The 26,318-nt window shown below is 60.4% G+C and carries 25 protein-coding genes, 1 tRNA gene and 1 other RNA gene; 16 read left to right on the top strand and 11 right to left on the bottom strand.

What is annotated here, in order from left to right; all coding sequences use genetic code 11:
• The first annotated feature begins 109 nt into the window (after window positions 1-109).
• On the top strand, window positions 110-1,288 hold the full coding sequence (locus DSM14862_RS14890) for a type III PLP-dependent enzyme (protein WP_007118101.1): 1,179 nt from the start codon (window positions 110-112) through the stop codon (window positions 1,286-1,288).
• Window positions 1,289-1,381: 93 nt separating this feature from the next.
• Here DSM14862_RS14890 and recR read toward each other — a convergent pair whose 3' ends face one another.
• The 4 genes from recR to DSM14862_RS14870 form a co-directional block, all read right to left on the bottom strand.
• Window positions 1,382-1,975, bottom strand: a complete 594-nt coding sequence (gene recR, locus DSM14862_RS14885; protein WP_007118100.1) for a recombination mediator RecR — start codon at window positions 1,973-1,975, stop codon at window positions 1,382-1,384.
• A 58-nt stretch (window positions 1,976-2,033) separates the two neighbouring features.
• Window positions 2,034-2,378 carry a YbaB/EbfC family nucleoid-associated protein gene (locus DSM14862_RS14880; RefSeq protein ID WP_007118099.1) on the bottom strand — a complete coding sequence of 115 codons (345 nt, stop codon included), beginning with the start codon at window positions 2,376-2,378 and terminating at the stop codon, window positions 2,034-2,036.
• Between the two features lie 51 nt (window positions 2,379-2,429).
• Complete coding sequence (locus DSM14862_RS14875; RefSeq protein ID WP_007118098.1) at window positions 2,430-4,181, bottom strand: DNA polymerase III subunit gamma/tau; 1,752 nt, start codon at window positions 4,179-4,181, stop codon at window positions 2,430-2,432.
• A 77-nt stretch (window positions 4,182-4,258) separates the two neighbouring features.
• Window positions 4,259-4,621 carry a DUF202 domain-containing protein gene (locus DSM14862_RS14870; protein ID WP_007118097.1) on the bottom strand — a complete coding sequence of 121 codons (363 nt, stop codon included), beginning with the start codon at window positions 4,619-4,621 and terminating at the stop codon, window positions 4,259-4,261.
• Window positions 4,622-4,684: 63 nt separating this feature from the next.
• On the opposite strand from DSM14862_RS14870, the gene ypfJ reads away from it, so the two are divergent.
• Entirely contained in the window at window positions 4,685-5,518 is an 834-nt protein-coding gene (gene ypfJ, locus DSM14862_RS14865) for a KPN_02809 family neutral zinc metallopeptidase (protein ID WP_007118096.1), read from the top strand.
• 260 nt (window positions 5,519-5,778) lie between these two features.
• Here the strand turns inward: ypfJ and ffs are convergent.
• The 3 genes from ffs to DSM14862_RS14850 all read right to left on the bottom strand — a co-directional run bounded on the left by ffs (window position 5,779) and on the right by DSM14862_RS14850 (window position 7,763).
• An RNA gene (ffs, locus tag DSM14862_RS14860) (signal recognition particle sRNA small type) lies at window positions 5,779-5,876 on the bottom strand.
• 37 nt (window positions 5,877-5,913) lie between these two features.
• Window positions 5,914-7,077 (bottom strand): 5'-nucleotidase C-terminal domain-containing protein, encoded by a 1,164-nt coding sequence (locus tag DSM14862_RS14855; RefSeq protein ID WP_165481267.1) that lies wholly within the window; start codon window positions 7,075-7,077, stop codon window positions 5,914-5,916.
• Complete coding sequence (locus tag DSM14862_RS14850; RefSeq protein WP_007118093.1) at window positions 7,047-7,763, bottom strand: metallophosphoesterase family protein; 717 nt, start codon at window positions 7,761-7,763, stop codon at window positions 7,047-7,049. Before DSM14862_RS14850 ends, DSM14862_RS14855 begins: the two co-directional genes overlap by 31 nt.
• 151 nt (window positions 7,764-7,914) lie before the next feature.
• On the opposite strand from DSM14862_RS14850, the gene nudC reads away from it, so the two are divergent.
• Window positions 7,915-8,883, top strand: coding sequence for an NAD(+) diphosphatase (gene nudC / locus DSM14862_RS14845; protein WP_040700282.1), 969 nt, complete (start codon window positions 7,915-7,917; stop codon window positions 8,881-8,883).
• 62 nt (window positions 8,884-8,945) lie between these two features.
• Entirely contained in the window at window positions 8,946-9,419 is a 474-nt protein-coding gene (locus DSM14862_RS14840) for an SRPBCC family protein (RefSeq protein ID WP_007118091.1), read from the top strand.
• 18 nt (window positions 9,420-9,437) lie between these two features.
• On the opposite strand, the gene DSM14862_RS14835 is transcribed toward DSM14862_RS14840, so the two are convergent.
• The gene (locus tag DSM14862_RS14835) at window positions 9,438-10,295 is read right to left on the bottom strand and encodes a prephenate dehydratase (RefSeq protein WP_007118090.1); all 858 of its coding nucleotides are present in this window, start codon (window positions 10,293-10,295) and stop codon (window positions 9,438-9,440) included.
• A gap of 154 nt (window positions 10,296-10,449) precedes the next feature.
• On the opposite strand from DSM14862_RS14835, the gene DSM14862_RS14830 reads away from it, so the two are divergent.
• The 5 genes from DSM14862_RS14830 (at window position 10,450) to DSM14862_RS14810 (ending at window position 16,906) form a co-directional block, all read left to right on the top strand.
• A complete protein-coding gene (locus DSM14862_RS14830; RefSeq protein WP_007118089.1) occupies window positions 10,450-10,950 on the top strand; it encodes a c-type cytochrome in 501 nt (166 codons plus the stop codon).
• 240 nt (window positions 10,951-11,190) lie between these two features.
• A complete protein-coding gene (locus tag DSM14862_RS14825; protein WP_007118088.1) occupies window positions 11,191-13,122 on the top strand; it encodes an extracellular solute-binding protein in 1,932 nt (643 codons plus the stop codon).
• A gap of 9 nt (window positions 13,123-13,131) precedes the next feature.
• Window positions 13,132-14,223, top strand: a complete 1,092-nt coding sequence (locus DSM14862_RS14820) for a microcin C ABC transporter permease YejB (protein WP_007118087.1) — start codon at window positions 13,132-13,134, stop codon at window positions 14,221-14,223.
• Window positions 14,223-15,329 (top strand): ABC transporter permease, encoded by a 1,107-nt coding sequence (locus tag DSM14862_RS14815; RefSeq protein WP_007118086.1) that lies wholly within the window; start codon window positions 14,223-14,225, stop codon window positions 15,327-15,329. The genes DSM14862_RS14820 and DSM14862_RS14815 overlap by 1 nt, the downstream gene beginning before the upstream one ends.
• Complete coding sequence (locus tag DSM14862_RS14810) at window positions 15,326-16,906, top strand: ABC transporter ATP-binding protein (RefSeq protein ID WP_007118085.1); 1,581 nt, start codon at window positions 15,326-15,328, stop codon at window positions 16,904-16,906. The genes DSM14862_RS14815 and DSM14862_RS14810 overlap by 4 nt, the downstream gene beginning before the upstream one ends.
• A gap of 136 nt (window positions 16,907-17,042) precedes the next feature.
• On the opposite strand, the gene DSM14862_RS14805 is transcribed toward DSM14862_RS14810, so the two are convergent.
• Window positions 17,043-18,518 carry a D-alanyl-D-alanine carboxypeptidase family protein gene (locus DSM14862_RS14805; protein ID WP_007118084.1) on the bottom strand — a complete coding sequence of 492 codons (1,476 nt, stop codon included), beginning with the start codon at window positions 18,516-18,518 and terminating at the stop codon, window positions 17,043-17,045.
• Between the two features lie 266 nt (window positions 18,519-18,784).
• Complete coding sequence (locus tag DSM14862_RS14800) at window positions 18,785-19,492, bottom strand: HAD family hydrolase (protein WP_007118083.1); 708 nt, start codon at window positions 19,490-19,492, stop codon at window positions 18,785-18,787.
• 156 nt (window positions 19,493-19,648) lie between these two features.
• Between DSM14862_RS14800 and clpS the strand changes: the two genes are divergently transcribed.
• The 7 genes from clpS (at window position 19,649) to DSM14862_RS14765 (ending at window position 24,525) form a co-directional block, all read left to right on the top strand.
• Window positions 19,649-19,972, top strand: coding sequence for an ATP-dependent Clp protease adapter ClpS (gene clpS, locus DSM14862_RS14795; protein WP_040700685.1), 324 nt, complete (start codon window positions 19,649-19,651; stop codon window positions 19,970-19,972).
• Between the two features lie 3 nt (window positions 19,973-19,975).
• On the top strand, window positions 19,976-20,968 hold the full coding sequence (locus DSM14862_RS14790) for a class I SAM-dependent methyltransferase (protein WP_007118081.1): 993 nt from the start codon (window positions 19,976-19,978) through the stop codon (window positions 20,966-20,968).
• 19 nt (window positions 20,969-20,987) lie between these two features.
• Complete coding sequence (locus DSM14862_RS14785; RefSeq protein WP_007118080.1) at window positions 20,988-21,788, top strand: SDR family NAD(P)-dependent oxidoreductase; 801 nt, start codon at window positions 20,988-20,990, stop codon at window positions 21,786-21,788.
• A gap of 113 nt (window positions 21,789-21,901) precedes the next feature.
• Window positions 21,902-21,978, top strand: a tRNA-Met gene (locus tag DSM14862_RS14780).
• A 139-nt stretch (window positions 21,979-22,117) separates the two neighbouring features.
• A complete protein-coding gene (locus DSM14862_RS14775; protein WP_007118079.1) occupies window positions 22,118-22,549 on the top strand; it encodes an acyl-CoA thioesterase in 432 nt (143 codons plus the stop codon).
• Between the two features lie 75 nt (window positions 22,550-22,624).
• The gene (locus DSM14862_RS14770) at window positions 22,625-23,593 is read left to right on the top strand and encodes a Gfo/Idh/MocA family protein (RefSeq protein WP_007118078.1); all 969 of its coding nucleotides are present in this window, start codon (window positions 22,625-22,627) and stop codon (window positions 23,591-23,593) included.
• Window positions 23,590-24,525 carry an acetamidase/formamidase family protein gene (locus DSM14862_RS14765; RefSeq protein WP_007118077.1) on the top strand — a complete coding sequence of 312 codons (936 nt, stop codon included), beginning with the start codon at window positions 23,590-23,592 and terminating at the stop codon, window positions 24,523-24,525. Before DSM14862_RS14770 ends, DSM14862_RS14765 begins: the two co-directional genes overlap by 4 nt.
• 66 nt (window positions 24,526-24,591) lie before the next feature.
• Here the strand turns inward: DSM14862_RS14765 and DSM14862_RS14760 are convergent, their stop codons facing one another.
• Window positions 24,592-26,271 (bottom strand): ABC transporter substrate-binding protein, encoded by a 1,680-nt coding sequence (locus tag DSM14862_RS14760; protein ID WP_007118076.1) that lies wholly within the window; start codon window positions 26,269-26,271, stop codon window positions 24,592-24,594.
• Window positions 26,272-26,318 lie beyond the last annotated feature (47 nt).

Raw genomic sequence — 26,318 nt, 5'->3', positions numbered from 1 at the left:
ACGCGCCTCTGGCCGGTCAGTTCCTACTCTGACTGACCCGCGTTTATGTAGCGACGGTAACGTCTCTTGAAACGACACGCGGGGAACCAGCCCCACCTGCTCTTTGGAGATGACCATGAACGCTACAGTACCCGGTGCCCTGCGCGCCGCATCCAATTCATTTGCCGATCCGGCCGCTGCCTATATTGCCGCCAACAGCTTTGACAAGCCGACGCTTGTCATCAGCCGTGAGCGTGTGGCCGCGCAATATGATGCGCTGCATAGCGGTCTTGGCGACGCGCATATCCATTACGCGGTGAAAGCGAACCCAGCGGCGGAAATCATTCGTCTGTTGGTTAAAAAAGGCTCCGGCTTTGACGCGGCATCGCGTGCCGAGATTGAGCTTTGCCTCAGCCAAGGTGCGAAGCCCGAGAACATCTCTTTCGGCAACACCATCAAACGCGCCTCAGACATCGCCTTTGCCCATTCCGCCGGCGTGACCCTGTTCGCTGCTGACAGCGAAGCCGAGCTCGACAAGATCGCCGCCCATGCGCCGGGCGCGCGGGTCTACCTGCGCCTGATCGTCGAAAACTCCATGGCAGACTGGCCGCTCAGCCGCAAATTCGGCTGTGCCGGTTCGGCCCTGCCTGCGCTGCTCAACCATGCAGTTGCTGTGGGCCTTGTGCCCTTCGGCCTGTCGTTCCACGTCGGCTCGCAGACCCGCAAGGCAGAGTTCTGGAACCCAGTGCTGGATCAAGTGGCCCCGCTGTGGCACGCCGCCCGCGCCGATGGGCATGACCTGCAACTGCTGAACCTCGGCGGTGGTTTCCCGGCCTTCTACGGCGAAAGCATCGAAGCGCCGCGGGCCTATGCTGCTGCCGTGATCTCGGCTGTCAAAGCCCGCTTTGGCGACGTGCCGCAACTGATGGCAGAGCCGGGCCGTGGTCTGGTGGCTGAGGCCGGTCATATCGCTGCTGAAGTCATCTTGGTGAGCCGTAAATCTGCGGATGATCTACACCGCTGGGTCTATCTGGATATCGGCCGTTTCTCGGGTTTGGCGGAAACTGAAGGCGAAGCGATTCGTTATCAGATCGTCACCCCGCATGACGGCGAAGAGACCGGACCCTGCGTTTTGGCTGGCCCCTCCTGCGATTCGGCTGACATTCTTTACGAAAAACGACCCGTTCACCTGCCTTTGGCCCTGCGCGATGGCGATAAAGTGATGATTCGCGCTTGCGGAGCCTACACAAGTTCCTACAGTTCGGTTGGGTTCAACGGATTTCCGCCGCTTGATGTGATCGTGCTTTAACAGCACGGTCTGCGTCGCCACGGAATAGGGTCGTCTGCTTTGGGAGGAGCGGGCGGCCCGCTTTGATTCTGGGCTTTAATTCCGGGAGTGCACTTAAAGCGACTTACGCGCCTGCATCGCGGCGGTGATCGTTCCATCGTCGAGGTAATCAAGCTCCCCGCCAATCGGCACACCTTGGGCGAGGGAGGTGAGCCGCACACGGCCCTCTAGTTGATCGGCGATGTAATGCGCGGTGGTTTGGCCGTCGATCGTGGCGTTGAGCGCGAGGATCACTTCCGTCACCTCTTCGGTATCAATCCGGTCCACCAGCCGCGGGATGCGCAATTCTTGGGGGCCGATAGCGTCCAGCGCCGAAAGCGTGCCGCCCAGCACATGATAGCGCCCTTTGAACACGCCAGAGCGCTCCATCGCCCAAAGGTCGGCCACGTCTTCGACCACGCAAAGCTCCCCGTTTGCGCGTTTCTCGGACGTGCAAATATCACAGACATCGGTCGTGCCCACATTACCGCAGTTCAGGCATTCCCGTGCCGTGACGGCGACGGTCTGCATCAGGTCTGAAAGCGGGGTCAGCAGTAGCGCGCGTTTGCGGATCAGGTGCAGCACCGCGCGCCGGGCCGAGCGGGGGCCAAGGCCGGGCAGTTTCGCCATCAGCTCAATCAGGGCGTCAATGTCGCGGGTAGAGCTCAAGGATGGCACCTGTGAAAACTTAAGGGGTGAGGGGCGGAAACAACTCCGCCCCGTCAGATTAGAAGGGCAGTTTCATGCCCGCAGGAAGGCCCATGCCTTCGGTCAGCTTGCTCATCTCAGCCTGCGCACGCTCGGAAGCTTTGCTTTGGGCGTCTTTGATGGCGGCGAGAATCAGATCTTCGACGACCTCTTTCTCGTCTTTGTTAAAGATCGACGGGTCGATATCGAGGCCCTTCAACTCACCTTTGGCAGAACAGGTCGCTTTGACGAGGCCCGCACCGGATTCACCTTCAACGGTGATATTGTGCATCTCCTCTTGCAGTTCGGCCATTTTGCCCTGCATTTCCTGAGCTTTTTTCATCATCCCGGCCATATCGCCGAGGCCGCCTAATCCCTTGAGCATCTGGGTCTCCTTGTTGCGTTGTCGTTTATATGTGGCGTCAGGTGGGCTGTATCAACCGTCCTCGAACGGATCCCATTCGTCTTCGACCTCTGGCAGCGCTTCTGCCGTGGCGGCGGCGGCGATGTCTTCGGGGGTGCGGATCGCGGTGATCCGTGCCTTGGGGAACTGTGCCAGCACCGCCTGCATCATCGGGTGCTCTTGGGCTTGCTTCTTCAGCGCCAGTTCCCATGCATCGCGAATCTGCGCAATGGTTTCGGCGCCGCCTTCATTGACCAGCGACACCGCCCAGCGATTGCCGGTCCAAAGTTGCAGTTTTTGTCCCAGCCGCTGCGCAAGATCGCGGGGCGCGTCGTCGGTGGGGACGAATTCGATCCGGCCAGGTTGGTAGGCCGCAAGCTGCACGCAGGTTTCGACCTCAACCAGCAATTTCACATCGCGGTTCACGCGGATCAGTTCGATCACATGTTCGAATGTCGGGAAGCGGGCGAGGGCGGCATCAAGATCCTGTGCCAGCGCCGTGGTCTGCCCCTGCGGGCCGGGATTGGATGCCATGCGCTGTTGTGCGTGCTGCACAGCCTGCGCGCCAGTGCTGCCTTGGGCCGCACCCCCGCCGCCACCGCCACCGATTGGCGCAGGGGGCGGGTTGCTGTTTTGCAGCTTGCGGACCAGTTCCTCGGGCGAGGGCAGATCGGCCACATGGGTCAGGCGGATCACGGCCATTTCGGCGGCCATCATCGCATTGGGGGCAGCGGCCACCTCGTCCAGCGCCTTGAGCAACATCTGCCACAGCCGCGTGAGCACGCGCATCGGCAGGGTCTCGGCCATTTGCTGGCCACGGGTGCGTTCTTCGGGAGCGATTGTGGGGTCTTCGGCAGCGTCGGGCGTGATTTTGACGACCGACACCCAATGGGTGATCTCGGCTAGATCGCGCAGCACTGCCATTGGGTCTGCCCCATCGGCATATTGGCCGCTGAGTTCCGTCAGCGCCGCTGCCGCATCGCCGCGCAACACCATATCGAAAAGATCGAGCACCCGGCCACGGTCCGCCAGACCCAGCATCGCGCGCACCTGTTCGGCCCCCGTCTCGCCCGCGCCGTGGCTGATCGCCTGATCCAGCAGCGAGGTCGCGTCACGGGCGGACCCTTCGGCGGCGCGGGTAATCAGCGCCAGCGCGTCATCGGTGATCTCGGCTGTTTCCGCCGTTGCGATCTTGCGCAGCAGGGCGATCATTACTTCGGGTTCAATGCGGCGCAGGTCAAATCGCTGGCAGCGCGACAGAACCGTCACCGGAACCTTGCGGATCTCGGTGGTGGCAAAGATGAATTTGACGTGTTCGGGTGGCTCTTCCAACGTCTTCAGCAGCGCGTTAAACGCGCCAGTCGAGAGCATGTGCACTTCGTCGATGATGTAGACTTTGTAGCGGGCCGAGGCCGCGCGGTAGTGTACCGAATCGATGATCTCACGGATGTTAGCGACGCCGGTGTTCGAGGCCGCGTCCATCTCCATCACGTCGACGTGGCGGCCTTCCATGATCGCCGTGCAGTGTTCGCACACGCCGCAGGGATCGGTTGTCGGCCCGCCGTTGCCGTCCGGACCGATGCAGTTCATCCCCTTGGCGATAATCCGCGCCGTGGTCGTCTTGCCGGTGCCGCGGATGCCAGTCATTACAAAGGCCTGCGCGATCCGGTCGGCAGCAAACGCGTTCTTAAGCGTGCGCACCATGGCGTCTTGGCCAACAAGATCGGCAAAGGTTTCGGGCCGGTATTTGCGGGCCAGAACGCGGTAGGCGGATGTATCTGTCATGGTGCCCCAGATCGGATTCGGTCAAGGCCGTAAACTAGGCGCTCCGCGCCGTGGCGTCTACCGTGCTTGCGGGTTGCTCAGAGCATCCAAAGGATCGCCCCGACGCCCGCTGAGGCAAGCGCAAGGATCGCGGCCAATATTTTCATGCGACTGTTGGGCTGTGCATTCGCGTGATGGTCGCTGAGGCGTTTTTGGGTTTTAGCGGCCGATGCCTGCGCCGCCCAATAGACATAAAGCGCGGCAAGGATGAAAACCGAAGCGACCGCCTTGGCGACCCAAGTCGGCTGAAACTCTCCGAAAACAGCACGCAGACCAATCGCCACAGCAACACAGGCCATGCCGGTCCGCATCCAGCCCGCGAAGGTGCGTTCATTCGCGAGAATCGTGCGGTCTTCGGCCCAGTCGGTCCGGTTCTCGGCAAGTTCGTTTTTATCACTCATTGAACTAATCTGCTCCTTGCGCGTTCATGTGGCAATAATCTTTGACATAGCGGGGGACGGTAAATGCGTTTGCGGGGAATTGGGCGGAGCAAGAATGTCATTCGCCGCAGCGGCGGTGCCGGCAAAGCGGGCGGTCTTGGTTTGGTCGGCGTATTGGCGGTCATGGCCATCGGCTATTTCACTGGGATCGACGTGACCCCGCTATTGACAGGTCAAGGGGGCGGTCAGGTGCAACAGTCCCGGCCGCTGACCGACAGCGAAGACCCGCAAGTCGACTTCGCGGCCCGCGTCTTGACCACGACCGAGCAGGTATGGAGCCGCGTTTTCCAAGAGCAATTGGGCGAAACCTATACGCCGCCTCAACTCGTGGTTTTTGAGAATGTCACCCAAAGCGCGTGTGGCGGTGCCTCGGGCGCGACGGGGCCGTTCTACTGCCCTGCGGACAATATGGCCTATCTCGACACCGCGTTTTTCCGCACATTAGATCAAAGACTTGGCGCCGACGGGGATTTTGCTGCCGCATATGTGATCGCCCACGAAGTTGCCCACCACATTCAAAATGAGATCGGTGTTTTGCCACAGGTGGCGCGGATGCGTCAGCAATCCTCTGAGGTGGAGGCAAATGCGCTGACCGTGCGGTTGGAGTTGATGGCCGACTGCTTCTCGGGGATTTGGGCGTCGAATGTTCAAGGGCTGATGGAGAAGGGCGACCTTGAAGAGGCGCTGAACGCCGCGCGGATGATCGGGGATGACCATTTGCAGCGTCAGGCTGGTCAAGTGCCGCAGCCGCATACCTTCACCCATGGCACGTCAGAGCAGCGCGCGCGTTGGTTTGAGCGTGGGTATGAAAGCGGTCAGGTGGCGCAGTGTGATACGTTTGAGGCGGATCAGTTGTGAGGCAGGGGCAGCGCCGCAAGGGGCGAATATAGCAGTTTCCCGGGTGCTAGGTAGGCACATCGAGAGCTGACGAGGCAATCTTTCGAAGCGTTGCAAACTTCTCGGCTGGCAGGATGGCTAGTGCCCCTGGCGCCCACGAGAAGAGCGTTCAACAGGGTGTTATCCCTTAAGCGCGTTCATCGAAGGGAAGGGAGCTTACCCCTCTCATCGTTTCTGCGAAACGACTGCCGGGGTCGTCCTTTCGCTGCGCGTTAGGACGTTGGTGAGAGGCTGATAACGACCCAAGCGGGGCTCGTTACGGCTGCTTCCTTCCGGATCTGACCGGGTTGGCGAGGCGCCTGCCCGCACCAACCTCTCAATGCCCATATAGGGGGGAGCGGATCGAAGTGCAAGCCTCACAGGTGAAGCCGAATCTTGGCAAAGCCTGACGCAGTCATTCCGCAGGGCGCAGGTGACAGATGCGCGATGTCCTCAAGATAGGGAAGTGCGTCGGGAGTGGTTTGAAGGATCGCCGATGCACCCGAGGCGTTAAAGCGCCATGGCAGGGCGTCTGACCAAAGGTGCTCGCACGGGTCAGTGATGGCCGCGATTAACGCTTCTGCAAGGGGTAGGGGGCTACGCAGCGCGACGGCAGTCTTGGGGGCGCAATCAAATCCTCCGCCACCAGCGGCACGAAACTGATTTGTTGCTAATAAAAAGACCTGCTTAGGTTGCACTGGCGCCTCTTGCCACGTCAGGGCGGTGATGCGGTTTCCCCTTGGGCGGCGCGGGTCGATATTGTAGGTCACGCCGTGAATCGTATCAAAGTGAAACGGCGGGCGGGACGGATCAACAAGCGGTCCGATAGCGGCTCCAAGTGGCGCAAAAACCTCTGCCGCTGTCTCTAACCAACGCCGAAGGTCGGCGCCCGAGACGCGCAACGCCCAAACCTCGTTGCGATAGGGGATGAGCCCGGCAATATGGCGGCGTTGCACAGGGCCGGGCGGGATATGCAAAAAATGTCCCGGACCACCGAGCCCGCCTGCCGTATGAGCCGCTGTTGCTGACAGGATGGGGAGTTTGCTTTCGGGCGTTCCGCGCACACCCTCGCGTATCACTGTGGCCTGCGCGTGGGCGCTAAGTGCGTCGATGGCGGTGGGGGTGGCCAGCGAAAAGAAGTTATGCAGTGCCGTTTTTGTATGGCCGACGACCTCTTCCAGATGGCTGCGCACTTTCATGTGGCTTTCCCGCGCAGCACTAAGCACCACGGGATCGGCCAGCGTGTGCGCAGTGTTGCGGCGCAGACGGCTTTCGTGACGCGCTACCGTCCAGTGCCCGCGCGGGTCACGTTCAAGAGCGAGATCTAGAACCGCCAGATCAGAGCCGCCAAAGCCCGGCATGGCGGCGGGCCTTTGGGAAAGCGTTCCGGCTTGTGTGTCCACGCCACTGCGCGCGGGGTGATCCAGTCCGGGGAAACGACGGTGCGTGTGGCCTGTGATGACAGCGTCGATTCCGTCAACTTCAGCCATGGCACAGACATCATCTTCGGTTAGCGTCTCACCTTCATGTGCAATGCCCATATGGGCCAGCAGTACAACCAGATCAGCCCCCCCCCCGCGCGCAGCAGTGGCGCAGCAGATCGGAGACTTTCCAGCGGGCAGGTGACCCTGGCCCCATCTTCCAACACGTCGCGGTTCCAGATCGCCGTCTTGCTGGGCAGCACTGAAAGCAGGCCAATCTGGAGCGGTGGCATTGGTTGACCGTTCACCGCAGGTAAGGGGCAGGAGACGATGCTCCATCGACGCAAGGGGCCGGGTTCGGTCAGATGCAGGTTGGTTGAGATCAGCGGCATGTCGAGCGCGCCTGCAACGGCGCGCAGATACGGCAGCCCATGATCAAGGTCGTGATTGCCCAATCCAAGGGCGTCATAGCCCAAGTAATTTAAACAGGCGACAAGGGGATGCGCGGGGGTGACCGGCATCTGTGCCAATTGATTGCCCATCGCGCTGCCCTGCAACAGGTCGCCATTGTCAAGCAGGACACAAGCCGCGTTCTTGGCGGTGGCCTCTTGTCGGGCGGTGCGGATCAGCGTGGCGATCCCGGCCAGTCCGTGATGCCCGACAGAACGGTCTCTGACATAATCATGTCCAACGATCTGCATGTGCAAATCGGTGGTGGCTAGAATGCGCAGACGTGCCTCGGCCGGGGCGGCCGCTTTAGCGGGAGGCGCATCGGCGGATACATATGTGCGGAGTTCATTCGCCACTAAGGTAAGTGCCCACAATAATTTACAACTTAAAGATGTTTTACTATGGGCAGATTTCAACCCATGTGGCAAGTGCGCTTGGGATTGCCAATATCGCGTACGCCATGGCATGGCTTGGCCCAAAGCGGTAAACCCGCGTCAGGAGAGCGCCATGCGTCATGCGGAAACGGTAACTTTTGGGGGCTCGGCGCTTGATCGTGCGGGGGAGTTGCGCGGCAACGCTGCTGCGTTAGAGCAGCTTCGGGCCGACCCCAAAGCGCGGGCTATCGTTTTTTGGCGCGGGAAACCCTTGATTGCACCAGATCGCCCTGCCGCTTTGGTGCGGCTGGCGCTGGATCACCCGGCGTTGAAAGATGCCGAGGGTGCTGCGATTTTGCTGGGACGCGAAGACGGTGCGGCGCGGTTTGCGGTTGATATCTCCAGCTGGCAGCCTGCTGATCTGGATCAGTCGCAATTGGGTGCGTTCCTTGATCCCAGTGAGCAACGTCATCCGCTGTTGGGCGATGACATGGTATTTGCTGAATTGCGGCGGGTTATGACATGGCTTGATCCGCGCGATGCTGAACTGGCCGCCAGCGGCAAGGCGATCCTTGGCTGGCATGAAACGCACCGCCATTGCGCCCGCTGCGGCAGTGCCACCGACCTGGCGCAGGGCGGGTGGCAGCGCGTCTGCCCCGATTGCGGTGGGGCGCATTTTCCGCGTACCGATCCGGTTGTTATCATGCTGATCACCCATGGCAATTCCGTGCTCATGGGCCGCTCTCCCGGCTGGCCGGAGGGGATGTATTCGCTGCTCGCGGGCTTTGTTGAGCCGGGCGAAACGGTCGAGGCCGCCGTGCGCCGTGAGGTGTTTGAGGAGGCGGGCGTGCAGGTTGGCGCGGTAAGCTACCTCTCTAGCCAGCCGTGGCCCTTTCCGGCGTCACTGATGCTGGGCTGCGCGGGCGAAGCGCTGAGCCGTGAACTGACCATCGACCCGGTTGAGATCGAAGATGCGCTGTGGGTGACCCGCGAAGAGATGATGGATGTTTTCGCCGGAAGCCATCCACGCCTGCTGCCCGCCCGGCGCGGGGCCATCGCACATTTCTTGCTGGAAAACTGGCTTGCGGATACACTGCGCTGACAGGCCCCGCCGTAACAGCGGCTATGGTGAATAATACGAGCAGAAGAATTGGAACGGACGGAATGAAATTCTCGACCAAAGAAGACGTCGAAGCGCCGATTGAGGCGGTCTTTGACATGTTATGCGATTTTGAGAGCTTTGAGCGGTCCGCGATGCGGCGCGGGGCCGAGGTGCAGCGCGTTGATACCATGTCCAAGCCCGGCGTGGGCATGACATGGAACGCGGTTTTCCCCCTGCGTGGCAAACGGCGGGAGTTGACGATTGAAATGGTCACATTTGACCGCCCCAATGAAATGGTGATCGACAGCATGTCGCAGGGACTGGCCGGGCAGATGTCTTTTGAATTGATGCCCTTGTCGCGTAACACCACGCGGGTGCTGGTCGCGCTTGAGATCAAACCATTGAACCTGTCTGCCCGTCTTTGGGTGCAATCGCTCAAGCTGGCCAAGGCGACCCTGAGCAAAAAGTACAAAGAGCGTGTGGCCGAGTATGCCCGCAGCATGGAAGAGCGTCACGCCCGCTGCGTTAAAGTCTAGGCGCAGCTAGATTGCGGCTTACATCCCGGTCGGTTCACCCCGTCCGGGATGTGCAGGATAAGCCCCCAAAATCTCAAGCATATTGGTGAAGTAGCCCAATTCCTCCAGCGCGCGTTTGACGGCCGGGTCTTCGGGATGCCCCTCAATATCTGCATAGAACTGCGTCGCGGTGAAAGACCCGCCAACCATGTAGCTTTCCAGCTTGGTCATGTTCACCCCGTTGGTCGCGAAGCCGCCCATTGCTTTGTACAGGGCAGCGGGGATGTTGCGCACCTCAAAGACAAACGTCGTCAGCATCCGCTCTGCCCGGCGGCTCAGGTCGATCTTGGGCGCCATGAGTAAAAAGCGGGTGGTGTTGTGGTCCATATCCTCAATATCGCGCGCCAGCACGTTCAAGCCGTTGATCTCTGCCGCGACCTCGCCTGCCAACACCCCATCGGTGCTGCCCTCGGTGGCCGCCAGTTCGGCAGCGGCCCCGGCGGAATCAGCCGCAGGCTCAGAGGTAATTCCGTGCTTTTGCAGAAAGCTGCGGGCCTGTGGCAGCAACACAAGATGCGCGCGGACATGTTTGATGTCGTCCATCGTCACACCGGGGCGGGCCATCAGCGCGATGCGCACCCGTACAAACGCTTCGCCGATGATATGCAGCCCGCTTTCGGGCAGCAGGCGGTGAATATCGGCGACACGGCCATAGGTCGTGTTCTCAACCGGCAACATGGCCAGCTCGGCGCGGCCTTCGTTTACGGCGCGGATCACTCCTTCAAACGACTGGCAGGGCACCGGTTCCATATCGGGGCAAGCCTGAATGCAGGCCTCGTGGCTATAGGCGCCAAGGGCCCCCTGAAAGGCGATGCGCGGCGTGGTCTGGGCGGTCATGGATCGTATCCTGCTGCAAAAGGCGCGGGGAAGGGCAATTGGTCGCGGTAACTACACCTTGCCTGCGCCAAGGGAAAGCAATAGATACGCCTGCAACGACGCCAAAAACCATGGCCCGGCCATGGTGCCAATACCAAGTGATGGACCCTGACGCATGTTCGATACAATGACCCTGACCAAAATCGCAGCCGGCGTATTCGGCGCCTGGTTGGTACTTCTGCTGGGCAAATGGGCGGGTGAAGAGATTTACCACGCCGATGCACATGGGGAAGCGTCCTATGTCATCGAAGTGGCCGATGCCGGTGGTGACGAAGGGGGCGAAGAAATCGACTTTGCCGCCGTGATGGCCGAAGCAGATGCCGACAGCGGCTCCAAAGTGTTCCGCAAATGCGCCGCTTGCCACAAAGTCGATGGCTCAAACGCCGTCGGCCCGCATCTGGACGGCGTTGTTGGCCGTGACATCGCAGCGGTCGGTGATTTCGGCTACTCCGGTGCGCTGTCTTCGGTCGACGGCAGCTGGACCCCGGAAGAGCTGAGCGCTTTCCTCACCAGCCCCAAAGGCTACGCGCCCGGCACAACAATGGGTTTCGCGGGTTTGCGTAAGGTCGAAGACCGGGCGGACGTGATCGCCTATTTGCAAAGCGTTTCTAACTGATACGACGCAGCTTTGCGTGTGTGATGGCCGCCCTACGGGGCGGCTTTTGCGTTTGGGGGCTTTGGAGGTGCGGAGCCGCGCCGTGACCATCGCGCTGCTGGTATTTTCCTCTCCGGGCGATGGCGCGGTTTGCTGCCGTTCAAGGACAACCTAACATATTCGCAACTTGTATCTTGGCGCGTCACAGCGTTAGCCTACATGACGCTACGATCCGGACTATGCCACGCCAAGGAGTGCCCTATGCCCCGTGCCCAGACCCGCGCCGCGACCCGTCCATCGGTCTTTGCCCCCCTCCCGCTATGGCTAACGACGATGACGCTCTCGGTGCTTGTGCTGCTGGCCGGTGCCGCGACGGCACAGGAGCAGAAGATCATCAAAAGCCACGGGTATTCCTTTTATGGTGACCTGACCTATCCGGCGGATTTTGAGCATTTTGATTATGTGAACCCCGACGCCCCCAAGGGCGGGGAGATTTCGCTGCCCTTCGTCGGCACACTCGATTCGATGAATCCCTATTCCGGCAAGGGCAGGGCGCATCTGTTTTCGATTTTTGGGTTCGAAAGCCTGTTAGGTGAGGCGCCCAGCGGTGAGCCACTGCCTGCGGATGTCTATGGCGAGAGCTACTGTTTGCTGTGCGAAAGCCTTGAGTACCCTGAAGATAAATCCTGGGTGATCTTTAACATGCGTCCCGAAGCGCAGTTTTCTGATGGCACACCGGTCACCGCCCATGACATCGTATTTTCGCACAACCTGCTGCTGGACGAAGGGTTGAAATCCTACGCCGACGCCGTGCGCAAGCGCATCCCAAAGGTTGAGGCGCTGGACGACCACAGGGTAAAATTCACCTTCGCCGACGATATATCGCGCCGCAGCCTGATTGAGACCGTTGGCGGGGTGCCCGCTTGGCCGAAAAAATGGTTCGAAGAGACCGGCAATGGCCTCAAAGACAGCTGGATGGACCCGCCCCCCGGATCGGGCGCCTATATGGTGGAAAGCGTCGATCTGACCAAACGCATCGTGCTGAAGCGTAATCCTGACTATTGGGGGAAAGATCTGCCGATCAACCGGGGCCGGATGAATTTTGACCGCATCCGGCTTGAGATTATTAGCGATGACACCTCCGCTTTCGAGGCATTCAAAGCGGGTGAATACACGTTCCGTGCTGAGGGCGATTCCAAGAAATGGGCCACCGGCTATGACTTCTCCAAAGTGACCGACGGCGATATCGTGAAGGCAGAATTGCCTGACGGGTCGCCCCCGACGCCTTCGGGGATCATCTTCAACCTTGGCCGCGAGGCGCTGCAAGATCGCGCCGTGCGCGAGGCCGTTGCGCTGATGTTTAACTTTGAGTGGACGAACGAGTCGCTGCAATATGGGCTGTTCAATCACCGCGCCTCCTTTACCCAAGACACGCCGCTGATGGCGCAAGGTGCACCCGAAGGGGCGGAGCTGGCGCTGCTGAAAAGTCTCGGTGATCTGGTCCCTGAAGGGATGCTGAGCGAGCCTGCTGTGGTGCCGCATACCTCTGACGCCAGTCGCTTGCTTGATCGTAGAAATGCGCGGCAGGCATCCAAGCTGCTCGAAGAGGCCGGCTGGACCGTGCAGAACGGCATGCGGGTCAATGATGCGGGCGAACCGCTGCGGCTGAACTTCTTGATGAACTCCTCCGGCTCGCCGACGATCTCTGCTGTTATTGAGAATTTCGTAGGTAACTTGCAGTCCATCGGCATCGACGCCCGGCTGGAGAAAGTCGACAGTTCGCAATACACCGCCCGTGAACGCGACCGCGATTACGACATGATCTATGATGCCTATGCGGCGTTCCTCGGCACCGGCACCGGATTGGCGCAGCGCTATGGGTCCGAGGCGGCTGAGTTCTCGCTCTTCAACCCAGCCGGTCTGGCCAGCCCTCTGGTGGATGCGATCATCGACGCGTCACTCGATGCTGATACGGCAGAGGAAGAAGACGCGGCCCTCATGGCGCTCGACCGGGCGCTGCGGCATGAGTTCTTCATGATCCCAACATGGTATAACGACAGCTATTGGGTCGCCTATTACGACCAATACAACCACCCCGAAACGATCCCGCCCTATGCTTTGGGCTACCTTGATTTCTGGTGGTACGACAAAGAGGGCGCAGAGCAATTGCGTGCCTCAGGCGCCTTGCGGTAAAGCGACCTCATGGGTGCTTATATTCTCAGACGGCTGTTACTGGTGATTCCGACGTTGCTTGGGATCATGTTGGTTAACTTTGCCTTGGTGCAATTCGTCCCCGGTGGCCCGGTAGAGCAGGCCATCGCCCGTATTCAGGGCGGCGGGGATGTTTTTGGCGGCTTTGCCGGGGGCAATAATGACGCTGGCGTCGATACCATGGCGCGCGGGTCTGACAGCACCTATGTCGGTGCGCGCGGACTGCCGCCTGAATTGATCGAAGAGTTGGAGAAGGAATTTGGTTTCGACAAACCACCAGTCGAGCGCTTCTTTCACATGCTCTGGAACTATATGCGGCTGGATTTCGGAGAGAGTTACTTCCGCTCCATCGGCGTCATTGATCTGATCAAAGAAAAACTGCCTGTGTCGATTACGCTGGGGCTGTGGTCCACGCTCATCGCCCACCTCATCTCGATCCCGCTTGGCATTCGCAAGGCGGTGCGCGACGGCAGCCGGTTTGACACGTGGACATCGGGCGCGATCATCGCAGCCTATGCGATCCCGGGTTTTCTGTTCGCGATCCTGCTGTTGGTGCTTTTTGCTGGTGGGTCTTATTGGCAAGTCTTCCCGCTACGCGGTCTCACGTCGGATAATTTCGACAGCCTCAGCCCCTTGGGTAAGGTCGCCGATTACTTCTGGCACATCACGCTGCCGGTGCTGGCCTCGACCATCTCGGCCTTTGCCACGCTGACGCTGCTTACCAAAAACAGCTTTCTCGATGAAATAAAGAAACAGTATGTCATCACGGCCCGCGCCAAGGGACTGTCGGAGAGCAAAGTGCTTTACGGCCATGTCTTCCGCAACGCGATGCTGATTGTGATCGCCAGCTTTCCAGCGGTGTTCATCTCGGTTTTCTTTGGCGGGTCGATCATCATCGAAACGATCTTCAGCCTTGATGGGCTGGGCCGCTTGGGCTTTGAGGCCGCGGTGGCGCGGGATTATCCGATTGTCTTCGGCACGCTGTTCATCTTTGGCCTCATCGGCCTTGTCGTCGGCATCCTGTCGGACATGATGTATGTGCTCGTCGATCCGCGCATCGACTTTGAAAAGAGGGAAGGCTGATGGCGCTGTCCCCCCTGAACCAGCGCCGCTGGCGCAATTTCACCGCGAACCGCCGCGCCTATTGGTCGCTGTGGATATTCGCCATTCTGTTCGGCATTTCGCTGTTCGCCGAGTTCGTGGCGAACGACAAGCCGATCTTGGTCAGCTATCGCGGCGAATACTACACGCCGATCTTCAACTTCTACCCTGAGACGGCCTTTGGCGGTGACTTCCAGACCGAGGCCGCCTACCGCGATCCAGAGGTGCGCTGCCTCATCGCCACTGGTGGGCTGGATGCCTGTTTTGATGATCCTGAGGGTTACATCCTCGACGCCGAAGATGGTGAGGTTGAGGGCGAAGCGATCGACAAAGGCTGGGCGATCTGGCCGGTCATCCCCTATTCTTTCAACACCGCCGTGGACCGCCCCGGGGCCGCGCCGCTGCCGCCCAATGGGCAGAACTGGCTCGGCACCGATGGCACCAAACGCGACGTGATGGCGCGGGTCATCCATGGCTTCCGGCTGTCGGTCTTGTTCACGCTGATTGTCACCGGCGCGGCGTCGATCATCGGCATCCTCGCAGGCGCGGTGCAGGGGTTCTTTGGCGGCTGGCTCGATCTGATCTTTCAGCGGATCATCGAGATATGGTCCTCCACCCCGTCGCTCTACGTGATCATAATCATGTTCGCCATTCTGGGCCGAAGTTTCTGGCTCTTGGTGATCCTTCTCGTGCTGTTCTCATGGACCGCACTGGTGGGCGTTGTGCGCGCGGAGTTCCTGCGTGCGCGTAACCTTGAATACGTCCGCGCAGCGCGCGCACTTGGGGTGGGCAACGGCACGATCATGATGCGCCACATGCTGCCCAACGCAATGGTGGCCACGCTGACCATGCTGCCGTTTATCATCACCGGCACGATCTCCACACTGGCAACGCTGGATTTCCTCGGCTTCGGCCTGCCATCCTCGGCCCCCTCGCTGGGCGAGTTGACGCTGCAAGCCAAACAGAACCTGCAAGCGCCTTGGCTGGCCTTCTCGGCCTTCTTTACCTTTGCCATCATGCTGTCGCTGCTGGTCTTCATCTTTGAAGGCATCCGTGACGCATTCGACCCCAGAAAGACCTTTTCGTGACTGCGCTTTTGGACGTCAAAGACCTGCAAGTTTCCTTTCGGCAGGACGGGCAACTGATCCCCGCCGTGCGCGGTGTCAGCTTTGCCGTGAACCGCGGGGAGACAGTGGCGCTGGTGGGGGAAAGCGGCTCGGGCAAGTCTGTCTCAGCGCTCTCGACGGTCTCGCTCTTGGGCGACAGTGCACAGGTTAGTGGGTCGGTCACCTATGATGGGCAAGAGATGATCGGCGCGGATGCCAAGCTGCTGCATAAGGTGCGCGGCAATGACATCTCGTTCATTTTCCAAGAGCCGATGACATCGCTCAACCCGCTACACACGATCGAAAAGCAGTTGGCGGAATCGCTGGCGCTGCACCAAGGTCTGCAAGGGGCAGAGGCCCGTGCGCGGGTGTTGAGCCTGCTTGAGCAGGTTGGCATCAACGATGCGGAAAGCCGTATGGGGGCCTACCCGCACCAGTTGTCCGGTGGGCAGCGGCAGCGTGTCATGATCGCCATGGCGCTGGCCAACAAGCCCGACATCTTGATCGCGGACGAGCCGACGACGGCGCTTGACGTCACCATTCAGGCGCAAATTCTTGATTTGCTGAAAGACCTCAAGGACGAGATGGGGATGGGGCTGCTGTTCATCACACACGACCTTGGCATCGTGCGGCGCATCGCCGATCGGGTATTTGTGATGCAAAAGGGCGTGGTGGTCGAAGAGGGGCCGACGGCCGAAATTTTCGACAACCCCCAGCACCCCTATACCCGCAAGCTGTTGAGCGCTGAACCTACCGGCTCGCCAGAGCCTGTTGCCGATGATGCACCCGAGGTGTTGCGCACCGAGAACCTCAAGATGTGGTTTCCAATCCAGAAGGGGCTGTTGCGCCGCACCGTGGGCCATGTGCAGGCGGTCAATGACACCAGCCTGTCGGTTCGCGCCGGGGAGACTTTGGGCATCGTAGGCGAAAGTGGGTCTGGCAAGACCACGCTGGCGCTGGCGATCATGCGGCTCATCGGCTCGGAAGGGGAGGTGACCTTTCGCGGTGAGGATGTGCGCAAATGGTCCACTCGACAGCTGCGCCGCCTGCGCGCGGACATGCAGATCGTGTTTCAAGATCCCTTCGGCTCGCTCAGCCCGCGTATGACCTGCTTTCAGATCATCGCAGAAGGGCTCGCGATCCATAAGGTCGACAAGGGCCGCGATCGGCGTGAGGTGGTGGCGGAAGTGATGACCGAGGTCGGGCTAGACCCCGTCACCATGGACCGTTACCCGCATGAATTCTCGGGCGGCCAACGCCAGCGCATCGCCATTGCCCGCGCCATGGTGCTGCGGCCCAAACTGCTGGTACTGGACGAGCCGACCTCAGCGCTTGATATGACCGTGCAGGTGCAGATCGTCGATCTGCTGCGGCGTTTGCAGGTGAAGTACGGGCTGGCATATTTGTTCATCAGCCACGACCTCAAGGTCGTGCGTGCCATGTCGCACAAAGTGATGGTGATGAAGCGCGGGGATGTTGTGGAATATGGCGATGTCGATGCGCTTTATGACAATCCGCAGACCGAATACACGCGGACCCTGTTGCAAGCCGCAGGATAGACAGGCGTCGCTGATGGTCGCGAGGTGGCGGGGGCGCTGCCCCCATCGCGCCGGGGGCGCGATTCCCCCGCGGGTATTTTTAAAGGATGAAGATGGGTTGGGCGGCGCTTGGGGTCGGCGGTGTGGTTTGTAGGCCTCAGCCTTCGCTTGGGCCGATCATGAAGCAGCTGACATTGCGTGCAGCCAGTCGGCGGCATGCCAGATCAGCGCTTTCGCGCGACATGCCAAGGAAGTTTGCGTCATAGCCCTGTGGGCGCTGCACCACTTTGCGCAGGGTGCCGTCCAGCGTAGACATCTCGGCCAGGGCGGTTTTCAGCAGCACTTTCTCGGCTGCATAGCGGCTGGGGAAGCGGCCCACGTTCACCCCCCAATGGCGGCTGCCAGAGGTTGAGACACGGGTCACGATTTCCTGTTCAACTGCTTGTTGCACGGCCAATGTCACGTCCTTGGGGCGTGGTTCGGGGCGGGCAGACGCTTGGGCTGATGCAATAACGATTTCCGCGTCTTTGCTTTGCGGCGCAGCTGCAGGCGCGGCTGGTGGTGGTGGGGCGGTTTGGACCGCTTCGCGCAGCGCCGCCGTGATGTCGCTGCTTGAAACGACGCTGGTTGCTTCAGGCGCTGTGGCGGTTGCGACGACGACGACGTCGCTGCGGGGGCGGAGCTGGGGGCGTTTGGAGGTCGTGACGGCCCCCACAAGGCGGATCGTCTTGCCCGCGGCACCGGGGGCGGCGGGTGCGTCTTCAACATCAGCATAGACCGGCGGGACGGGCTTGCTCAGCGGGGCAGAGGAGGGCGCGCGGCGGAAGCCTAGGTCCATCAGCTCGGCCACTTTGGCATTGCGCGATGCGGTGGAATTACCGCCAAACACGGTGACGATGATCCGTTCATTGCCACGCTCTGCCGAGGCGGTCAGGTTGAAGCCCGCAGCACGGGTGTAGCCTGTTTTGATCCCGTCGGCCCCTTTGTACGACCCCAGAAACCGGCGGTTTGTGTGGGACACTTTGCGCACACCCGCATCGGCGGTGATGCGCGAGAAGAGGTTGTAGTACTGCGGGTAATCATAAAGCAGATGACGGCCCATGGCTGTCATATCGCGCGCGGTAGAAAGGTGGCCGTTCTCGGTAAGCCCGTGCATGTTCTTGAAGGTGGTCCGCGTCATGCCGAGCTGTTTGGCGGTGCGGTTCATCCGGCGGGCAAAAGCGGCCTCAGAGCCTTCGATGGCTTCGCCAATTGCAGTGGCGGCATCGTTGGCGGATTTTACGGCGGCGGCGCGGATCAGGTAGCGCAGGGCGATTTTCTGGCCCGGGCGCATCCCCAGTTTGCTGGGCGGTTCAGATGCAGCGTTCTGGGAGATGGTGACTTGAGTGTCGAGGGAAAGCTCCCCCCGCTCTACCGCCTGAAAAGCGATGTAAAGCGTCATCATCTTGGTCAGGGAGGCGGGGTGCAGGCGGGTGTCGGCATTCTCTGCATGGATTTCTTTGCCGGTGCGGGCATCGATAACATATGCGGCGTAAGGCGCAGCCATGGCGCTGAGCGGTAAAATGACCAAAACCCAGAACGCTGCGAATAGAAATAGCCCGTAACGGGCCGGCTGAATGCGCCGAGCCTTCATGTTAGCCTGCCTTTTTTACTGCCTCGAGTCGCCGATTTTCGACTGACCATTTTTTGATTGGTTTAAAGGTAGCACAGGAGGGTGCGTCGCGGAAGCCGTCGAATCTTAAGGACAGGTGAAAAAAAGACGGTTCTCTCCTCCAATATGTAGAGGATTGTTCACGATCACCCACTATAAGCGGGAATAAGGCGGGAATAAGGCCTGATTTGGGCGGTAACTGGGCGAATGCGGGGTGGACGTGTAATCGCCACCCAAGCGCTGACGACTCACCCCGAGGTGATCTGTTTCAACGCCTCTGGTAGCCCCGATAAATCGCTAATTTCAGCGTAACGGGGCGAATTGGTTGGCGGTTCGGCATGTTCCATTGCCCAGGTCAGATCATGCGGTACGTAAACGCCCCAGCCCCCTGCTTCGATCATCGGGCGCACGTCTGAGGCCAGAGAGTTGCCGACCATCAGCCCCTGCGCGGCCCCTTCGCCATGGTGCTCAAAAATGCGGCGATAGGCGGCTTCAGTCTTGTGAGAGACGATCTCGACCGCGTCGAACATCTCTCGCAGGCCTGATTGTGCCAGTTTGCGCTCTTGATCCAGCAGGTCGCCCTTTGTCACCACGATCAGCCGATATTGGCCCTGCAGGGCTTCCAACACGTCTTCTACATGGGGCAGCAGTTCGATCGGATGGGCCAGCATCTCGCGCCCGGCGGCGAGCAGATCGTTGATCACCTCAGCAGGAACCTTGCCGTCTGTCACCTCGATCGCGGTTTCGATCATCGACAGGGTGAAGCCTTTGATGCCGTAGCCGTAATGCGGCAAATTGCGCCGCTCGGCCTCCAGCAGACGGGCCATCAGGTGGTCGCGTTCACTATGTTCTGCCAGAAGGGCTGCAAAACGGTCATGGGAGAGTGCAAAGTAGCGCTCATTATGCCACAATGTGTCATCCGCATCGAAACCGATGGTGGTGAGTGCCCCGCTCATATGTGCTGCCTCTTTCCTAAATTGGTTCAGGGGTTATATAGACGGCTGCACGACGAACAAGCTTTACCCCCAGCCGCAGGAGCAGCAATGCACCGTGACGACGTGAAAGCAGATTGGACGATCCAGGTAGCAGACCGGCCCGCGCCGGGCTGGTTAATGATGGCCAACGGCCCGAAAGACAGCGACGACACCGAGCTGTTGACCAAGACGCGTCCCAAGACCAAACGCCCACCTCTCTATAAGGTGATGCTGCTGAATGATGATTTCACCCCGATGGAATTTGTTGTTCTGGTGCTGGAGCGGTTCTTTGGCCTGAACCACGCGCAGGCGTTTGAGATCATGCTGACCGTGCATAAAAAAGGGCTGGCCGTGGTTGGCGTCTTCAGTCACGAGATCGCGGAGACGAAAGTGGCGCAGGTGATGGATTTCGCCCGGCGTCACCAGCATCCGCTGCAATGCACTATGGAAAAAGAAGAATAACACGTGATTGATCCGCGACTGGAACTGGCCCTGAACGGCGGTGGGCTGGAACTGCCCGAAACAGGCACGATTGCCGTATTTCAGCCCCCCGTTGATGCTGACTTGGCCGATTTGCCAGTGGACCGCTGCAAGATTATCCACGATTTCAAGCCTGCCTATGACGCTTGGACCTCCCGCGGTTACGACGCCGCGCATTCGGTCGAGGGGCGCTATGCCGCCGCGATTGTCTGCCTGCCGCGCGCCAAACACGAGGCCCGCGCGCTGATCGCCCAAGCCTGCGCGGTGAGCGACGGGCCGGTGGTGGTTGATGGGCAAAAGACCGATGGCGCGGATTCGATCCTGCGTGAGATGCGCGCGCGGGTGACGGTTCAGGGGCCGATCTCAAAAGCGCATGGCAAGCTGTACTGGATCGACGCCAGCGGCAGCGATTTTTTCACCGATTGGGAAGCGGGCCCGGCCCAGACCGAAGCAGGCTTTTGGACCGCGCCGGGAGTCTTTTCGGCGGATGGGGTTGATCTGGCCTCGGCGCTCTTGGTGGATGTTCTGCCCGATAACCTTGGGGCCGAAGTGGCTGACTTGGGCGCGGGCTGGGGCTTTCTGTCGGCGCATATCTTGACGCGGCCCAAGGTGAAGACGGTGCATCTGGTCGAGGCGGGGCATCTGGCGCTGGAATGCGCACGCCATAATGTGACCGACGACCGCGCCGTGTTTCATTGGGAGGACGCCACCGAATGGCAGCCGCCGCACCGGATGGACACCGTCGTGATGAACCCGCCTTTCCACACCGGTCGCGCCGCCGAGCCGCAGATCGGTCAGGCCTTTGTCGCGGCTGCCGCTCGTATGCTGTCGGGACAGGGTGATCTGTGGATGGTTGCCAATCGGCATCTGCCCTATGAGGCGGAACTGAAAAAACGCTTTGCGCAGGTGGCGGAACTGGGGGGGGACGCGCGGTTCAAACTGTTCCACGCCACGCGCCCGCTGACCCGTCGCCGCTAAGCCTTTAGGGGGTATCCCGATGTCTTTCTCGATTTCCGGCAAAACAGCCATCATCACAGGCGCGGCGGACGGCATCGGCCTTGCCATTGCCCGGCATCTGGCCGACCGGGGCGCCAATGTGATGTGCGCCGACTCCAATGAGAAAAAGCTGATGGAGGAGTTGGGCGACACCCCGGACGAGGGCAACATCCGCGTTTTCGCTGGCGACCTGCGCCAGCGGCTGACCATTGCCAATCTCGTTTCAGCCACCATCGACGCATACGATCAGGTCGACATCCTCGTGAACGCCTCGCGGCAGGTGATGCCGACTGATCCATTGGATGTTGACGACACCTCAGTCGAGACGCTGTTGCAGCAGAACCTGATGACGGCGCTGCAACTGTCGCAGCAAGTCGCGCGGCGCATGATGAAACAGGCCGAAGGCCAGACCGAGGGGCAGGTGGGGTCGATCATCAACCTCAGCTCTATCGCGGCACAGCGGCACCAGCCGGATATGATGGGCTATGCCATCGCCTCGGCGGGTGTGCAGCAGATGACCCGCTCCTTGGCGCTGGTACTGGCGCAGCATCGGATACGGGTGAACGCGATTTCCTTCGGATCGGTGATGAGCGCGTCGCTGCGCGCAGCCGTGGCCGACAACCGCGATTGGCGCGAGGACATACGCGCACATACGCCACTGGGCCGCATTGCGGGGCCGAATGAGCTTTGTGAGGCGGTGCAGTTCCTCGCCGCCGAAAGCTCGGGCTTTATGACGGGCGAGATTATGACCATCGACGGCGGGCGTACGCTGTTAGATGTGGTCTCGGCGCCCGCGCACTGAGGGGAGCCTTCTTAAGCGGCACGCGGTGTTGCGGCATTTTTATAAGGCAAAATCACGATGATCCGGTTTTCGCCCTTGACCCCAATGCGAAGCTGTCTTATCCGACGCGCCACGGCGTTATAGCTCAGTTGGTTAGAGCGAACGACTCATAATCGTTAGGTCCCTGGTTCAAATCCAGGTAACGCCACCATCCTCTCCCTTTGTTTCATATGAACATTCGACTTTTGGTGTGCTGTTTGCCCTCGGGTTGCACGCCGTGCTGGAAGGGATAGAAGATAGCCAACGTCCCGCGCGGCACTGCGTAGGCCTGAGCAGATGAAGGCAGCCTTATGACCACGGAAAACTTCGTTCACGAGATCAACGTCACCTGGGGCGATTGTGACCCGGCGCAGATCGCCTATACCGCGCGGCTACCCTATTTCGCGCTCGATGCGATCAACGCGTGGTGGGAGGCGCATTTCGACGGCGACGGGTGGTTCCAGCTTCAGATCGACCGCAACATCGGCACGCCTTTCGTGAACCTGTCAATGGATTTCCGCAGCCCAGTTACCCCGCGCCACAAGCTAATGTGCGAGACCTACCCGACCCGACTGGGCAACAAGTCTATCACTTTCGGCATGAAGGCCCGCCAGAATGGGGTGCTGTGTTTCGAAGGGTCGTTCACCTGTGTCTTCACCATCGCGGATGTGTTCGAAAGCCAATCTGCGCCGGAAGAGTTGGCCCGTGTGATTGAGCCTTTGGTGCGCGCCGACCTCGCCTAAAACAAGCGCCTCGGGCGCAGTTGAAGTTCCCCCAAATGCAGCGTCTTATCGCGCTGTAAAATGAGGGAGATTCAGATGGCGATCAGGACTGCGGTAATCGGATTGGGGATCATGGGCCGGCGCATGGCCGAGAACATGGCGCTGCACCCTGAATTCACGGTCGCCACCATGTGGGATCCGAACCCTAACGCCTGCGAGGCTGCATGTGCCGTCGCGCCCGGTGCGGCATCGACGGCCACGGCCTCCGAGGCGATGGCCGATGTCGATCTTGTCTATCTCGCCTGCCCCCCGGTGCCACGCAAAGCCTATGCACTCGAAGCTGCCGCTGCAGGCAAGGCGATATTCCTTGAAAAACCTCTCGGCGTGGATATCGCCGAAAGCCGCGCGCTGGTGGCCGAGTTGGAAGCAGCAGGCGTGCCTGTGGCGGTCAACTTTACCCAAGCGGCAGGGGCGGCGCTAACAGACCTCTCGCGTGCGATCGACGAAGGCGCGCTTGGCGACCTCTGCGGCATCGATATCATTGTGACTTACCCGGCGTGGCCCCGCGCGTGGCAGCGCGATGCGGACTGGCTGCGCTTTGCCGAAGAGGGGGGGATGACCCGCGAGGTGATCTCGCATTTCCTGTTCCTCAGTGAACGTGTGCTGGGGCCGCTGACGCTGCAATGGGCTCATGCCGAATACCCAGATGACGAACTTTGCGAAACCCATGTGGCCGCGCGGTTGGTCAATGCCAAGGGGCTGCCGGTTTCGATCCTCGGCTCTGTCGGCGGTGCGCAGCCAGATCGGCAGGAAGTGACCGTGAAAGGGGCGACAGCCAGCCGCCGCATCTCTGAGTTTGCGATGGATACGGTCTCAACCGGTGAAGAGTTCGCCCCCACCAATTCCGCCCCCACCGATACCCGCGCGAGCAGCCTTAAGGCACAGCTTGATGACATGGCGTTGCTGATGGCGGGCAAGCCAAACCGTCTTGCCACGCCACAAGAGGCGCTGCGGGTTCAGGTGTTGATCGAAGGTATTCTAGCGAACGAAGGAGCGAATTCATGACCGCGACACTCAACGCAGCACCCGAGACTTGCCATTGGGGATATTTTGAAGCCAAGCGCCCCGCCGCGTTGACGATCAAAAGCGGGCAGGAAGTGATCATCAACACCGTCTCTGGCGCACCGAACTGCCTGCCGCCGGAAGGCTTCCATGTGCCGCCCGAACTTTACGACATTCACAACGCTGGCCCGCCGCCGCTGCCCGGTCACATCCTGACCGGCCCGGTGGCCGTCGAAGGCGCGATGCCCGGTGATGTGCTCAAAGTTGATATCCTTGATGTCGCGCTGCGGCAGGACTGGGGATATAACTTCATTCGCCCGCTTGCAGGCACGTTGCCGCAGGATTTCACTGAGAGCTATCACACCAATATCCCATTGGACGCAGAGCGGGGCATAGCACGGCTGCCTTGGGGGTTGGAACTGCCCTTGGCCCCGTTCTTTGGCGTCATGGCCGTGGCCCCGCCGCCCGAATGGGGCCGGATCGCCACCATTGAGCCGCGCAAGCATGGTGGTAACCTTGATAACAAAGAACTGGTCGCGGGCAGCACGCTGTACCTGCCGGTGTTCAACGAAGGGGCGCTGTTCTCTTGTGGGGACGGGCATGGCGCGCAGGGCGATGGTGAGGTCTGTGTCACCGCGATTGAGACCGCGCTGCAAGGCCGTTTTCGCCTGACGGTGCTGAAGGACCGCACGCTCTCCTATCCTCAGGCAGAGACGCCGACGCATGTCATCACCATGGGCATGGCCCCTGACCTTGACCGCTGCGCCGAGAAGGCATTGCGCCAGATGATCACGCTGGTGTCAGATCGCGCGGGGATCAGCCGGGAGGACGCCTATGTGCTGTGCTCTCTGGCCGGGGATCTGCGCATCACCCAGACGGTCAACCGCGAAAAGGGCGTGCATATGATGATGGCGAAAGACCTGATCGGCGGCTGAGGCTACGCTTCACAAAGAAAAAGGGCCGCATCGCTGCGGCCCTTTGTATTTCTATTTAGCGGATGATCACTCTTCTGCCCAAGCCATCCGCGCCGGGTGATATTCAAACCCGATGTGGTGACCTGCGCCAACCAGCCCTTCGCGGGTGTGGTTGTAAAGCGAGCGCCAGTAGGGCTGGATTGTAACGCCATCGTCTTGCAGCATCTTCTCACCCCGCGCCATGATCTCACGCCGTGCGTCGACATCAGCGGTGGCCAGCGCCTCAGAAAGCAGCGCGTCGAACTCTGGGTTGGCATAGCCAAACTCGTTCCATGCCTCACCCGAACGGTAGGCCAGCGCCCAGATTTGAACGCCCAAAGGCCGCGCGTTCCAGTTGGTGGAGGAGAAGGGGTATTTCACCCAATCGTTCCAGAAGGTCGAACCGGGCAGGATGGTCCGCTTTACCTTGATGCCCGCGTCGCGCAGCTGGGCCGCGACGGCATCGGTCGTGTCTTTGCGCCATGCATCATCGATCGAAAAGAGCTCATGCTCATAATCGGCCATGCCGGCTTCTTCCATCAGCGCGCGGGCGGCTTCGGGGTCGGTCTTGGGTGGCTCAATTTCCGCGTATTCGGGGTGCATTGGGCCAACATGGTGGTTTTCGGCCACGATCCCACGCCCGGCATAGCCCAGTTCCAGCAGAACGGCGTTATCGACCGCGAGTTGCAGCGCGTTGCGCACGCGCTTGTCTTCATAGGGCTTCTTGCCGTCCACTTCGGCCAATTGGTTGGGGCGGATCACGATCGTCGCCGCAGAAGCGATCTCGTTCTCGTTCCAGCCGTCGAGCGTGCTCATCACGTCGATATATTCGCCTTCCATGGAATAGAACGCGTCAACCTCTTCGGCTTCGGCTGCGGCAATCCATGCGGATGGATCGGTGCCGTAGTCGATATATTCCAGACGGTCGATGTAAGGCCCACCGAAGACTTCTGTGCCCCACCAAGTGTGATCGGGGTTCTTCACTAGCACGCTTTTCACGCCCACTTCGAGCGACTCGGGCAGGTAGGGGCCGGTGCCCTTGGGGTTTTCCAACATGGTGTCGGGGTCAAAACCCTCGGGCGTGATCGCGGCGGGATAGTCTGCCATGCCGGGGATCAGCGTGATGTCGGATTTGGGCAGCTTCAGCTTAACCGTGTGGTCATCGACCACCTCGATTGCGCCTTCGATGGCTTTGCCGGTCTCTTCGTCGACCAGCGTGGCGAAACGGCCCGCCATGGAGTTGCCTTCGAGCGACTTGTCGCACCAGCCTTCGATGTTGCGCGCCACGTCTTGAGCGGTGAAATCGCTGCCGTCGTTCCACTTTACGCCCTTGCGGACGTTCAACGTGTATTCGGTGGCGTCATCATTGATTTCCCAGCTTTCCAGCAGGCCGGGGGTGAAGGTGCCGTCATTTTCCCAAATCGCGAGATATTCCAGCCAGCCGCGGCTGAAGTTCGCGATCTGCGACCAGTCGTAGGTTCGCGGGTCTTTCAGAGCACGCACCTCCATCTGCATCCGCACAGTGCCGCCTTCCTTGAGGTTGGCATGGGCCGCAGCGCGCGCAGGCGCAGCCATGCCAAGCATCGCGTAGGCCGTGGCAGACGTGGCCCCGAAGGCGCTGGCAATCGCCAGAAATTCGCGCCTATTGACGGGATCTTTCTTGGCGTTCTCGGCTGAATTTAGCACGGATTGCGGCAGCGGTTTTCCGGTGCGTGTCAAAAATTTCATGATTTTCCTCTCTGTTGGCGCGGTGGCCGGGGGCGCCGCAAATCCCG

This window comes from Sulfitobacter indolifex (assembly GCF_022788655.1).
In the GTDB taxonomy this organism is placed as follows: domain Bacteria; phylum Pseudomonadota; class Alphaproteobacteria; order Rhodobacterales; family Rhodobacteraceae; genus Sulfitobacter; species Sulfitobacter indolifex.
The sequence above is the reverse complement of the archived record's forward strand: the minus strand, read 5'-3'. Positions and strand labels throughout refer to the sequence as shown.